This is a genomic window from Paenibacillus sp. OSY-SE, assembly GCF_000283315.1.
Classification (GTDB): domain Bacteria; phylum Bacillota; class Bacilli; order Paenibacillales; family Paenibacillaceae; genus Paenibacillus_B; species Paenibacillus_B profundus.
Window position 1 is genome coordinate 1 of record NZ_ALKF01000116.1, and the last position, 13482, is coordinate 13482.

A 13482-nucleotide genomic window follows, 5' to 3' on the forward strand; every position below is an offset into this window, starting at 1 on the left:
TTTACAAAGGGTACAGTTTAATTGTTCGTGGGCTTTTTTTGATGAACGGTTCCTGGGAGGTCATATCAAAACTGCTTTTTGCACACACTCACCCTGTTTGATTTCCCCTTTTGTTCACTCTCCCAATACCTCAGATCGCATATGATTTGAGGAAAAGCAGAGATTCAGCCGTAAGATGAAAACCTGTATGACTACAGTCTTGTTTTTCTGAGGCAGCGGAAGAGTGAGGAAAAGGATGTTTTGATGAACCATCCCTTAGAGGAACAAACAGATGTGAACTATCTGGACAGGATTTTCAGAATATTGCTATGGTTCTTTGGTGAATGAGAACTAAATCCGATCCTCTTGCATCTAAGAGACGAAAACCAATTTAGATACAGGAGGAACATTACATGAAATCGTACAAAAAGATGATTGCGGCGTTGGCCGTATCCAGCATGATGCTTGCGTCGATGGGACCGGTGTGGACGGTGGCGGTGGCGGCGCCAGCGAGCAAAGAAACGAAGGAGCAGAAGGAGAAGACGATTGCCGATCTGGATGCCAATTTGCTCAAGACAGCGCAGACAACGATGCGCCAGTTGGCAGGCAAGGATATTGAATTGGACAGCGCATCGGAATACGACGGAGTATGGTTCATTTATCCGAAAGAAGGGAAAGAGAAGGGACAGGTCGTCATTGATGAGAAGACGGGCAAGGTAACAAGCGCCGGGGTCGAGTTGTCATTCGAGGAATTGAATGCCGATATGAAGAAGCACGCATTGGATGCGCTGACGAATATAGAAGCATCGAAAAAGTTCACCTTCGATCGTGTATCACGTAGCATTTCGAACTTTGGGAAGAGCTCGTATGACGGTATCGTCTTGACTTTTATAAACGGCAAGGACGCGAGTGTCCAGTTCGATAATGAAAAGCTGACAGCCGCTGCAGTCAAGTACGATCCAAGTACCGTGGATGCGAAGGTCCGCCAGGCTGCCGAACGTGCGGTCAAAGATTTTTCTGGTCGAACGTTTCAAATAGCAGAAGCATGGCGGAGGCAAGGTAACGGCGATGACACATGGAGCTTGCAGAGCGCGTCGACGAGCAAAGGTTCGATATCGGTACTAAGCGGTTCTCAGACGGGTAAAGTGTGGAGCATTCATAATTCATATGTAATGACATCGCGGAATGCTGAGGTGGACAAGAAGCTCCTTAAGGACGTCAAGGAACAGGATGCATTAAAAGCGGCCGATCCCGCTGCGAAAGAGGTGTGCGGCATTGATTTGAAAGGATACACGGTTAAACGTGACAAAGATATCCCTAACCTATTCCTTTTTACGAAGAAGGGGCAACCGACAGTAGAAGTGGAAGTGAGCCTGAACAAAAAACTGAGCATGATGAGAATTGCGCCTGCCAAGGGCGGCATGAACTGACCGTCTATCGATTTCGAAAATATTTCTTAATCCTATAAAACTTTTTTAATCCTCCGTGCATCTAAGGGATGACTAAAAGGAGGAGACGACATGGATCAGAAGACGCTGATCGTTCGGGCGCAGCGGGGGGACACGGACAGCTTCGCGCTGGCGGTGCAGCACATCCAGGAACGATCGTACCGTATCGCATACAGCTATTTGCATGACGAAGCCGCCAGCATGGACGCAGTGTGCGATGCCGTAGAAAAGGCGCTTATCAACATAAAAAAATTGAAGGACCCCGATAAATTCAATACTTGGTTTACACGAATCGTCATCAATCAGTGCAAAACCCATATCCGCAAAATGAAATCGATGTCTATACGGAAGATGAAGACATTATGGGAATCGCGGAGCAGCCGCTGACGGACGAGATGCTGGATCTGAATGCGCTCATCCAATTGAAATATATCCAGGGCTACACGCTCGAAGAAATTGCGGAGATGACCGAGCTGCCTGTCGGGACGGTCAAGACGAAAATATATAGCACAATCAAGCTGTTCAAGCAGCAGATGTATGCGGAACCGAAGGAGGCGAGAGTATGATGGATTATCAAGATGACGAAATCGAGCGCTTGTTCGAAAAGTTGCCTGAAGTTCCTGTGCCGGAAGGCTTGTCTCAACGCATCGCGAAGCGGATTGATTCCACCGTGCGCCGCCGCCGGCATTTTGCTATTTTCCGGCTCGGTCATGTCCGTTCCATCCTTCGCCGTGTATGCGAAACAGATTCCGGGGCTGGAAGCAGCCATAAAGTGGCTGGAGGGTGCCGGAGAATACATCGGAATACGGAATGCCAAGGAGCACGGGTATATTTCGACTCCGTCCTACAAAACAAAGTGGGGAAACCGCGAAGTCAGCGTGGACAATCTGTTTTTGGAAGACGATCGTCTGCACGTGGACATTACCATTAAGGGAGAGGATATTGCCGAAGCACAGCGGAACGGCCGCATGACGAACGAGCTGGAAGACTATGTCGCGACTTTGCCTGAGTTGGAAACGCATCAAACCCGTGAAGAAACGAATAGCATGACTAGTTATCCTATAGATACCAATGATGTGATTCAAAAGCGAAACGAGCAGAAGGTGGATGGCGTCGTCAGATGGACTTACGATCTGTTTCTCAACCGTGAGTACGTAGAGGAAATGAATCAGGCTCATAATCGGAAGCCGCTGAAGATCCGCCTGACAAAGGTGAGGCGGAACGAAGAATTCAAGGTCATTGATTCGGAAACTGACTATATTCAAGTTCCATTCGGCGCGGAAAACGTCAAGCCTACCCGCGTTATAACTCTGAACCGTGACTGGGAACCATTCGATTCAGCCATGCAGCAGTTTGTCTTACAAAACATTCAGATATCCCCGACCCGGATGATATTCGAAATCGGCACGCGAATCGAAGGGGGGCGGAAAAATCAACCTGCATCCTCTTAATGATTGGGACAAAATCATACGCGAGAGTCTCATTCTGTCGGATGAGACGGGCAAGGTATATCCGATTCGTCAATCCGGAAGCTTCCGGGAGGTTATGAACGGCCTCAGCCGCAGCAGCTTGGAATTCGTTCCTTCCGTCTATTTCAACGAGAAGCCGACGAAGATGACGCTGGAGATAAAGAAGCTCTGGATGACCCAAATGAAGGTGGAAGATACATTCCAAATCCGTCTGGACGAAAAGTTCCCGAAAAAGGTCAACTATCGAGGGAAAGATATTACGATACAGAGCGCCGAATATGACAATAAAAAGGTTCTTCATCTTAAGGTGCAAGCGGATGAGACAGGACGTAATCCATGGGGTGCTGCTTTTCTGACGTACGAACCATACTACTTAAAGCTTCAGGAAACAGATATGTCTGAAACATGGAAGCAATACGGCTTAGATATCCACACACCGGAAACGAAGGCCATCCCTTTGACCGGAGAACAGCTGTACGAACACTACCAAGATGTTGGCGGTCTGACGTGGAGTCCGGAGCTCGGAATGATAGTCGATAATTACGACCGATGGAATGCGAACGACAAGAAGCCTGTTTATGATATTGCAGTTATTGCACCTAAACTGGAGGAATACGCGATCTCGATTCGGCGTTTCATGGATCCGGTCACGATCAATCAGAAGATAGAGTTTACAATCCCGCCTACTGGAGCGGGTGATGAACAGGAAGGGACGTTGCTGGAACCGAAACATGCGAAGACAGTGGCCGATTTGGACGTTTCAACCGTCGAACAAGCGCGGCGTGAGATGAGAGAAGTGGCTGGGCATGACATCGAATTGTACGGCGTAGAAGAATACAAGGGAGCGGCTTATCATAACGTCACCTTATACAGTAAGGACCACAAGAGCCGCGTAGCTCTCGATCTGAATAAGGGAACAGCCGATGTGCACGTATCCATGTCCTATGACGAGCTTCCTTCTGACTTGAAACACATTATAGAAACGGCAACCCGCATGAACAGCGTTCAACTGGGAGCGGAAGTGAAGATGCTCACCCGGACCAAGTCCGCGAATGAACGGATCATCCACACGTCGCTGGAAGGCGACATGACCATGACATTGGAAGATAATCGGATTGAGAGCATATTTGTCACTGTGCCAATGGATCAAGTGGATGCCAAGGCGTTGGCGGCAGCAGAGCAAGCTGTCCGGGATCTGAAGGGCAAGCATGTGCCGCTCGTCAAAGCTTCACATCACCTGTATTCTCGATCTGGGCAACCTATAAATATATATGTCTTCGAGGACCAAAAGAATGATTTGAGGATTGAAGTTGGATTCCAAACGGAGCGGCTTATTTCCGTGTATACTTCGGAAGATTTGGAAGCAGGTACGGATGCTACGGAAGACATCTTCCGCAAATTCACCGACGATCAGGTACTTGAGGCTGCCACTCCATACGTGCAGAAGCTGTTCGGCGTTGATTTGAATGGTTACAAAGTGGAGCGGGACAAGGGCACCAGTTACTTCACCTTTACGAAGGAAGGTAGCCCGGCGATACAAGCTTCCATGAACCGTCACTTCAAATTCTATGATTTGGAGATATTGACGGAGAACGGAGCCGTTGAATAAGCAAAGTAGTAAACGATTTGTATAGAGAGAGACCAAACTGCACATGGCAGTCAGGTCTCTCTTTTGCTTAGCCGATGAATTGTTCGACGAAGTAGTGCGGCTGCAGAGTTTCGCCTGTAGCTTTCATGAGCTTTTCATCCCATTTCCATGTCGAGCCGCTCGCGAAAAAACGTTCCTTCAAATAATCGCCGGCTTGCTGTGTAAACATGTTTTGCGAGATGTTGGTTTTGATATAATGCTGCAGTTGGGAGGCCGTTAATTCTCCCAAAATATAATTTTGATAGCTGACGGGCGCAAGCGCGAAATGCATTTTCGCTGCCCAATCCGGATAGTGCGTATGCTCAGGCGCATTTAAATGCTGAATATGTCCTGCCAGCTGCCACCAGCGTTCGTTGACGTGCTGTAGCGGTTGCTCATACAACTCGCGTTCAAACATCGTAAAGGTTAAGTACCAGCGCATGCTCACCAGCATCTGGCGGCGCATCGTCTCCTGCAACGAGGATAGATGCGGGCTAAGCGCAGCACTGCCGGGCTGCACGAAGCGCTCGATCCATTCCGGATGCATTGTCATTCTTCCGAACAGCATTGCAATGGCTTCCGTCGTCAACGTATGGGCAGGCCGGCGGAGAAGAAACGGGAGCGCCGAATCGATATATTTCTCATAAGCCGCATGCCCGAACTCATGCAGCATGACGCTCATCCAGAACTCATTCACATCGATGCTCATCATTACGCGCGGCTTGCCTTCTCGTCCCATATCCGTACAATAACCGTAAGGATATTTGTTCTCGCGCGGATATAAATCGCTGCTGCTCATGACGTCACTGATATCGAGTCCCATGCTCCGGAAAGTTTCTTCCGTTATACGCTCCATGCTCCGGCCTTGCAAATAAGTGTTCAAATTCCAGTCGCCTACCGAAGGAGCGCTCTGGAAGAAGGAATCCGTATAATGCCAAGGCTGGATGTGCTCCGTGCCGATACCGAACTGACGGGCGATGTCTTCGTCAATCTCCTTCTTGACGAGGCGATAGGGCTCTTCGCTTCGGGCGAGCAGATCATGAAAGATGGCGAACGTGTCGTCCAAATCCAACTCCTGCAGTTCATAGTTCATGTGATAATAATTATCGTAACCTAGCGTACGCGCCTCTTCATTGCGCTGTTGTATTAATTGCAGCACGCCAGTCTCGACCTGTTTTCCGATCTGCTTGCTGGCCAACCAGGCCCGCTTGCGTTCAGCTTGATCGCTGCTCGTCTCCAATATCGTCCGGATGTCGTTGTTCGATACTGTTTTGCCGTCCAAGGTCGGACGGTATGTGTTAAAGACTTGCACAAGCTCCTTCGTCATTCTCGTCGAACGCGCCGATAGCTCCGGATCCAGTTGATAGCTCGCCATCAAATTGTATAGAACAGTCAACTGGCGTTGCTGGAGCAGGGAAAGTTGATTATCGCTTCTATATTTCTTGATCTTCTCAAACCGGCGGGGATCGGAGAGGTAGCGTTTCCATTCATTTTGTGCCGCTTCAAGCCGATCGTTCCACTCTTTTTCTCCAGTAGAGGTTGCCATCCAGCCTGCATGACTTACCTGTACATATACCTGCTGCGCATTTTCATTTTCGTTCTGTAAAAAGGCTGCCACATCCATGATGTTGTCTCCTTGCGAAATGAATTTTCTTCGTCTAATAGTGAACATTCCTATATATACCATAACAAATATATACCATAACAAAAACATAGGAAATAGTCATGTAGAAGCTTCATGATAAATACCAATGGCTACTAGTCGGTTACGAAGGTAGCGTCTCAACGGAATCAACTATTCGGTTGATTTTGTATGTCGCAACAGAGAATTTCAGTCAAGAGACAGTAGTAGGGAATTTATAGATGAACTATACGATGGGGTAGTATCAGCAAAGTTGATACTACCCACAAACATATAACATTCGTGCTGTTACATAGTTAAAATGGCTGATTCGATTTTTCCTTCTACATCTGCAAGCAACTCAAGCGTTTCGGCAACTTCAGCCCACTTTTTTGACATGGCTAACGTTTGGCATGTGCCAAACAATCGAGTTTGTTGTTCCTTTAATTTTTTCAGTTCTTCATGACGGCCGCTAAAAAACAGTGAAAAATCTAGCGCCCGCCGCGCTCCGAGCGGAAAAGCAAAATGAATGAAATGTCCGATTTCTCCATCGACAAAACGTTCATTTCTGATTTGCTCAGCCTTGAAGCGAATTGCGTTCCTGCCCGTTAAATGATTTCCCTGCAGGGCAAATTTGTGTTGATCGTCGTAGCTCGATCTGAATAATTGGATTGCTTTATCGTAAATGTCATCTAATGATGGATTAGATATTCGTTTCGGCGACACCCAACAACGATAAGACCCCTGACTGCATGTGATTTTTTCAGCTTTCCATGCTAATTCCAACTGTTCAACCGGTAACCACACAAAAGGATAACCCGCTGGATCATGCAGTAATACCTCTTTTTCATTCATATTTAATGCAAGAACATAATGATCGCATCCACCGAGATATTGATGATTCGGCATATAAGTCAAATAGCCCATATCAAAAGGTCCCAACATGACGGGTGATTTGGAGAGATCCTTCCTTAATTCCTCCAATGGAATTTGCTCCTTTTCCCCGCACACCTTTTCAATAACATGAAAGCCTAATATGTCAAATGCGCAATTAATGCCTTGATCCGGGCTGCTGGCGCCATTATCGAAAAAGATCATGTTATTTTGTGAAAGGGAAGCCCCCAATGCAAAACCGGTAAGAACTTCAATCAATGTTGGGGAAATATTTTCTCCGATCGTTGACAGCAGCATTGAAGCTGAGTTTGCATAACAATAAGCACCATTTCCTTGATATATCGTCATATAATCAACCCTCTCGAACTATTTAATGAATATCCACTTTTACAAATCTTCAGTTATCGGCAACAACAGGTGACATCAGTGATGCTCCTTTCCTCTATTTCCATTCTCCCTTCGTCTGTATTATTTCAAAGCTGAGAAAGTATGCAGGTGTTCAGCCTTTACTATTATTGACGCCAAATGAAACTAATGTCTGACAAAAAGCGTTAAGAAAATTTTCGGATATTGGATCCGAGCATCGATAGGAAACAATGTAGTCCATTTGGCTGATTAATAATGAAATATTGCAATAGTTTTCAGAAAATTTTATAAATAGTCACTATTTAACTGCATTAAGCTATAAAAAACATGTCTGATTTTGTCGATAATTATTAAGCTACTATAGAGAGGAGAGTAAACCATGAAGTTTAGATTTAGAGACTTAAATACTTCTATTAAAATCTTTATACTGGTTGGGGTCGGCATTGCTTTATTAGTGCTGAGCACATTTACTTCGTACCAATCGATGAATGAAATTAACCACAAGAACGACACCATTTACGGACACAATCTGATGTCGATTATGTGGCTAAAGCAAATTATGGTCAATAATCGTTCCGTTGACGCCGCGCTTTTCGAGTTGATGGCGAGCAGCGATGACAGCAGAAACAGTCTACTCCAAACGACAATCGAAGGGTTTAAAAACGAAAATGATACTTTGCTGAAGAACTATAAGTCTGTTTTGCAGACGGAACAGGAACAGAAGCTGATTACGGAGTACGACAAATTGTTGAAACCGTACCGCGACAGTTATATTCAGTCGATTCAATTGGGGCTTGCGAACAAGAACGTAGAAGCGTATGACTACTATGTCGAAAATGTGCGAGGTATTCGCCTTAAAGTGCAAAATGTGTTGACCGAGCTAGTCAAATGGAACGAAGATCTGGCGGAACAGCAAGCGAAGGAAGCGACACAATTAACGCATGCTTCAACGACAACCAGCGTTATTATAGGTGTCGTATCGCTCCTTCTCTGCGTCATCGTAGGCTACTTTATCATCAACATCATCGTGAAGCCGCTTAGACAAATGCAAGGTCTGATGGAAAGGGCGGAGCAGGGCGATCTTACCGTCCGCGGCACCTATGAATCGAAAGATGAAATTGGGGTGCTAATGAAAGACTTCAACAAGATGATGGATGGGTTGTCATCGATTATGAAAACCGTGCATGAACGAGCAGAAGTGCTGCTTCACAATTCGCGCCTGGTAGCCGACAATGCGAATGAAACAACGCAAGCGACTGAACAAATTGCCGCGTCCATGGAGCAAGTAGCGTCTGGATCGAAACTGCAGCAAAGCGCATCCGAAGAGAACGCGATTGCCCTTGAAGAGTTTGCGCGAGGTATTCAATCGATCGTTGATAATACGTCAAGCGTTGCGGAATTGTCTAGTCATTCCGCTGTTCAAGCCGAGCAAGGCAACGCAACCTTGGTAGACGCTATGGCACAGATGAAATCGATTAGTCAATCGGTGAAGACGACCGAGACGGCCGTTGAACAATTGAATGAACGCTCCTTGCAAATTGAGAAAATAATCGATGTGATTACAAATATTGCCGGGCAGACGAATCTGCTCGCGTTGAATGCTTCGATTGAAGCGGCAAGAGCAGGGGAAAGCGGCAGAGGGTTTGCCGTAGTCGCCGGAGAGGTTCGCAAATTAGCCGAACAATCTGGTGATTCTGCCCAAAAAATCGCCGAATTAATCGGAGAAATACAGCAAAGCACGCAAGAAACGGTCAGTTCCATGGCATATGTCCGTCAAGATGTGGCATCCGGTATGGAGGTCGTGGAAAAAGCAGGCCAAATGTTTGAGCATATTATGGCGCTCGTGCAGCAAGTTACTGGACAAGTGCAGGAGTCATCTGCGGCTACGGAAGAAATGTCAGCGGGTACCGAAGAAGTCTCGGCTTCTGTGGATGAAATGGCAAAGATCGCTGCTGAGACATCACGTACGGTACAAACGGTGGTGGCCGCATCGGAAGAACAGTTTGCTTCAATCGAGACGATTACCGCGTCCATCGACCAATTAAAGGCATTAGCAGAGGAATTGCAAGTGATAGTCAATCGCTTTAAACTATAATCGAATATAAGAATTCATTTTCGGTCCGAGTAGAGAACCGGCCGGCTGTTAACAAAGACAGCCGGCCGGTTTTTACTTTTGCAATTATGTTGCCTCCGGTAGCATTTACGCATCTGTTTGGACGTTGTAACTATGACAGTATAAAACCAATGCCAAATTTGAAGTAGAATGCTTGCTACCTCGGCTCTATTGAAACGATCTTGGGAGCCCCCCATCTTCTGTAATTGTGGTGATTCGATTACTTAAATTTTCAACCACTATATTATTTTCATTTATTTCAATTATCTTAACTACCTCTGCTGTTTCTGTACTTTGACAACCTACAAAAGCTACCAACAACAAAACAATTAAAACAACTAATATCTTTTTAATTTGGAAAACCTCCTTATATATAGAAATATAGTTAGCAGCGAGGAAGACAGGGTTGAAGCGTTCGCCACCAATCTAATTAAATAATTAGTTATGTTTATTTAGGTCTCCAAGAGCAGCGGTGTGGCGGAATATGAAAGCTCGATTGACGTAAGACGTTGGCGAAGGTGTTTGGGAGGAACGATTACAAAAACAACTCTCATGCATATCTCCATTCGAATCAGCTACAAATTTTATTTAACCCGTCCGTGCCGATAACGAAAATATTAGAAAGCGATGATGGGATAACAGGGAACGTGACACGGCAATTGTCTCATTAATATTAGGATCAAGGACTTCGTTTATCATAAGTCGCTGGTTGCAATCTAGAAGAGCTCGATATAAAAAAGATCTTAATACGTGTAATTAGAAAAGGAAGTAAAGAACAATATGTTTATTTTTAGTGATTAGGTATTAAATGATTTATTAGAGTATATAAAAATAAGAGGAGTAGGTACAAACCAGGGAAATCAGATTCATTCTTATTTTTACCAGCTGCAGTTGGGTGGAAAGGAAAAAACCGAGATTTACACGCATTTGACGAACGATGATTTAAAGGAAGCTATTAATAAAATGGATAACTATAAGGAGTGTATAGCAATCTATAAGTTAGTTGACGAAATGGGAAGATCGTAGTTTTTTAGTAGTTTTTTTAATCGCTGGTCGTTATGCAACAACTCTAAGTTCAACGGGCAGGACCGATGTAATGTCCAGTAACAAGTAACTCCGAACAATAGGACATGAAAATCTCCAGCTTTATCAACGCATTCACGATTGGAAGTTCGTACTTGTGGGTTATGGGCGAAAACTTAAACTACGAACTTTTTCGTTTCGTAACATGAAATTACAAACTTTATCGAGAAGTCGAAAACTCGTTGGGTTCCATGAGATTCGAAACTTCGAGAAGATTTATTACACAATAATATGAACCAAGTAAGGTAGTTCGAAGTGGCTGTTACAAGAGTTCGGAGATGTGTATTACCGGACACAACTGTCGGTTGACAAGAACATAGAGACACTACATACCGTGTAAATCGCGGTTTTTTTGTTTTATGTCCCCAAGTTCTTGTCATTTCCATTTGACAAGAACTTGGGGACATTGCCGTTTTTGACAAGAACTTAGGGACATTACCGAATAATACAAATGGTAGGCTGGTTGAGGCAGAAGGCCTTTGTTGTGCGATAATGTGAACATACTGCTGTAACAGATCCAACGGGTGTAGAAGGGTATTGGACAGCATCTTTGATAACAGATCCCGAACATAGTTACTCAGGCGTAGTTGTGGACAGTGTCGGAGACTCGTGGCCGGGCAGCACCGGCACCAACTACGAGGTCGGCGTCTGTGTGACCATTCTTGATACTCGAATTTGAGTTTGTGTTATCTGTCATCGAGTAGAATGATAGTTTGCAAACCATGGTCCTAACAAATAGTACTGGTCTGCATTTTACCATATAGCCCGGCCGGTTTTTTAAGAAGTCGAAAGTCTTCAGCTTCGCAGCGGGCAGCATCTAAGAATTGTAAGTAAAGCCGGTTTGTTAAGCTATCCGGTTTAGAAGGGGATCCCAGTGTCCCTCCTTGCGCGTGGGATGAAACAAAGGGCTCGCATTCGTTGATGAACGGATTAATTTCATACTTCTGAAAGATGCGAGCGAGAGTGATTCCTCCAGAGCCAACCACTCTGACAATCCATTCCGGCTGGGAACACGCTAGTATGATTGGCACAGCCATCGGCGAGGACAGATTTTTTGCGTGGAAAACGGACATCCGTGGCACTTCTGCCATCACCTGTTACGAAAAGGCAGGATTTATAAAAGAGGGTTTACATAGAGATTCAAGAAATAATGGTAATTAATACTGGAGTTTATAATTAGTGCCAGGTACTAATACAAACTAAATACGGTCTCCTATCACTTGGACCTGACTACAATTTTTTACTAATATTGTACCAGATAGCTCCACCATGCTCGGAACTTGAAACACCTTCGTTGACGTACCCATGTCTTTCATAGAAGTGAATTAATTCCTCTTTGCATGTAAGTGTAATTGTTTCTCGTTTATACAACCTTGCTTCTTTTTCGAGATGTGTAAGCAACTCAGACGCTACACCTCTATTTTGAAATTGTGGAGCAACCGCTAATCCTAGAATTGTTTGATGTCCACCTAATGGTGGATTTTTTTTTATATTGGTAAACAAATCATCTGTAATGTATGTTTCTTCAATGACTGGTCCATTCACTAGTCCCGCGATCACGCCATTCTCTTCAGCTACGAAAAAACTATCCGGAATTAAATGGATACGTTTTTCAAATGCTTCTCTTGATGCTGCCTCTTCTTTTGAAAAGCAAAGATGTACAATGGATACAAGTTCAGACAAATCTTCGATTTTTACATTTCGTAATTTTAACAAATCGATTATCCTCCATTAGTAATAAGTTTCCAAATGTAAGAAAAACAACTAATATTCTCTAACTGCAATTCACAGTTTAGCACCGTAACTATTTTTCGTCAACAAAAGTATATGACGTAGAATAATAGTTCATCTTAACTTATTCAACGAGACTTGAGATAGAAATAATACTGAATAGTATGCTACGATTTGGAAAATAACTAATATTATTTCAGGTGAAACCGAATATGACAAGAGAAGATATTTTTATCAGCTTATAGAATCAATATACGATGTTTCTCGTAGTACGGACTATAAACAACCACTAAATAAATCATGCCAGCAATGTAATATGCCAATTCCTTTTTTGTTTGGAGAGAGGTTAGGTGAGCCATTTACATGTAAATGCAGCTATAAATTTATGGATACCGATCTAAAGTGGTTACATTGGGATAGTAAGATTGAACTACAACATGATATATCAAAAAATTGGATACTAACTAATAGCAATTTCAAGAATAACAATAATGAAGATGTCCAGTGGATGTTTATAAATGTTCTTGTCGGATGACAAGAACGTTGAGACATTAGATACCGCGTAAATCGCGGTTTTTTTTATGTCCCCAAGTTCTTGTCATTTGCTTTTGACAAGAACTTGGGGACATTGCCGCATTTGACAAGAAGATGAGGACATTACCGACAGTACGACTTGTGGCGTACCTGATGTTAAATCAATCTTCATCGGAAATATCAAAATATTCGGTAGCCTCGAATATGTCAAGGCAATTGATTAAAATATCAACATAAGTGTATTTTTCAATCACCTGTTAGCATCTTTGCTCTAACCTAGATCTGCGACTAATGATTCGTGTTTAGCACCGGCATGTTGGTCATGAATTTTTTGGATCGTTTACTCACTTTTTCTTCAATGTGCCCATCAGGGAAGCACGATATGTACCGGAAAAATTCGAAAATTATTTACACTCATTTAACGGATGAAGAGATGAGAAACACAGTTAATAATATGGATAGGTAAAAATAGTGTTAAAGGCTGTCCCTATGACAAATGCTGTGGCTTAAGCCACTTATAAAGTCATGAAAACAGAGTTCATCAACCAAATAGTGTCCTCCAGTAGAATTATTCCGACCCATATTGTCAACATTAATTACCTATCGGTTAAAAGCTA

Annotated in this window: 9 protein-coding genes and 1 pseudogene; 6 read left to right on the forward strand and 4 right to left on the reverse strand. The window is 44.0% G+C overall.

The features are described from left to right. The first annotated feature begins 392 nt into the window (after positions 1 to 392). The 5 genes from A372_RS0101170 (at position 393) to A372_RS38260 (ending at position 4505) form a co-directional block, all read left to right on the forward strand. Entirely contained in the window at positions 393 to 1409 is a 1017-nt protein-coding gene (locus A372_RS0101170; protein WP_019419019.1) for a hypothetical protein, read from the forward strand. A gap of 90 nt (positions 1410 to 1499) precedes the next feature. After that, a complete protein-coding gene (locus A372_RS38245) occupies positions 1500 to 1814 on the forward strand; it encodes a sigma factor (RefSeq protein WP_237728460.1) in 315 nt (104 codons plus the stop codon). Further along, a complete protein-coding gene (locus tag A372_RS38250; protein WP_237728461.1) occupies positions 1790 to 1993 on the forward strand; it encodes a sigma factor-like helix-turn-helix DNA-binding protein in 204 nt (67 codons plus the stop codon). The genes A372_RS38245 and A372_RS38250 overlap by 25 nt, the downstream gene beginning before the upstream one ends. 12 nt (positions 1994 to 2005) lie before the next feature. After that, positions 2006 to 2878 carry a DUF4179 domain-containing protein gene (locus A372_RS38255; protein ID WP_019419020.1) on the forward strand — a complete coding sequence of 291 codons (873 nt, stop codon included), beginning with the start codon at positions 2006 to 2008 and terminating at the stop codon, positions 2876 to 2878. 94 nt (positions 2879 to 2972) lie between these two features. After that, entirely contained in the window at positions 2973 to 4505 is a 1533-nt protein-coding gene (locus tag A372_RS38260; RefSeq protein WP_019419021.1) for a hypothetical protein, read from the forward strand. A gap of 67 nt (positions 4506 to 4572) precedes the next feature. On the opposite strand, the gene A372_RS0101190 is transcribed toward A372_RS38260, so the two are convergent. Then, positions 4573 to 6147, reverse strand: a complete 1575-nt coding sequence (locus A372_RS0101190; protein WP_019419022.1) for a M3 family metallopeptidase — start codon at positions 6145 to 6147, stop codon at positions 4573 to 4575. A 306-nt stretch (positions 6148 to 6453) separates the two neighbouring features. Further along, positions 6454 to 7386, reverse strand: coding sequence for a hypothetical protein (locus A372_RS0101195; RefSeq protein WP_019419023.1), 933 nt, complete (start codon positions 7384 to 7386; stop codon positions 6454 to 6456). A 397-nt stretch (positions 7387 to 7783) separates the two neighbouring features. On the opposite strand from A372_RS0101195, the gene A372_RS0101200 reads away from it, so the two are divergent. Beyond that, a complete protein-coding gene (locus tag A372_RS0101200; protein ID WP_019419024.1) occupies positions 7784 to 9499 on the forward strand; it encodes a methyl-accepting chemotaxis protein in 1716 nt (571 codons plus the stop codon). A 2331-nt stretch (positions 9500 to 11830) separates the two neighbouring features. Here the strand turns inward: A372_RS0101200 and A372_RS0101210 are convergent. Together A372_RS0101210 and A372_RS39400 are read right to left on the reverse strand one after the other, a co-directional pair. Next, positions 11831 to 12316, reverse strand: coding sequence for a GNAT family N-acetyltransferase (locus A372_RS0101210; protein WP_019419026.1), 486 nt, complete (start codon positions 12314 to 12316; stop codon positions 11831 to 11833). A 713-nt stretch (positions 12317 to 13029) separates the two neighbouring features. After that, positions 13030 to 13157: pseudogene (locus A372_RS39400) on the reverse strand (SDR family NAD(P)-dependent oxidoreductase); the annotation flags it as partial. Between the last annotated feature and the right edge of the window lie 325 nt (positions 13158 to 13482).

What these genes read in the sequence shown, in the direction of transcription:
- A372_RS0101170 (WP_019419019.1), top strand. Translation starts at nt 393, where the DNA reads ATGAAATCGTACAAAAAGATGATTGCGGCGTTGGCCGTATCCAGCATG.
- A372_RS38245 (WP_237728460.1), top strand. Translation starts at nt 1,500, where the DNA reads ATGGATCAGAAGACGCTGATCGTTCGGGCGCAGCGGGGGGACACGGAC.
- A372_RS38250 (WP_237728461.1), top strand. Translation starts at nt 1,790, where the DNA reads ATGGGAATCGCGGAGCAGCCGCTGACGGACGAGATGCTGGATCTGAAT.
- A372_RS38255 (WP_019419020.1), top strand. Translation starts at nt 2,006, where the DNA reads ATGACGAAATCGAGCGCTTGTTCGAAAAGTTGCCTGAAGTTCCTGTGC.
- A372_RS38260 (WP_019419021.1), top strand. Translation starts at nt 2,973, where the DNA reads ATGAACGGCCTCAGCCGCAGCAGCTTGGAATTCGTTCCTTCCGTCTAT.
- A372_RS0101190 (WP_019419022.1), bottom strand. Translation starts at nt 6,147, where the DNA reads ATGGATGTGGCAGCCTTTTTACAGAACGAAAATGAAAATGCGCAGCAG.
- A372_RS0101195 (WP_019419023.1), bottom strand. Translation starts at nt 7,386, where the DNA reads ATGACGATATATCAAGGAAATGGTGCTTATTGTTATGCAAACTCAGCT.
- A372_RS0101200 (WP_019419024.1), top strand. Translation starts at nt 7,784, where the DNA reads ATGAAGTTTAGATTTAGAGACTTAAATACTTCTATTAAAATCTTTATA.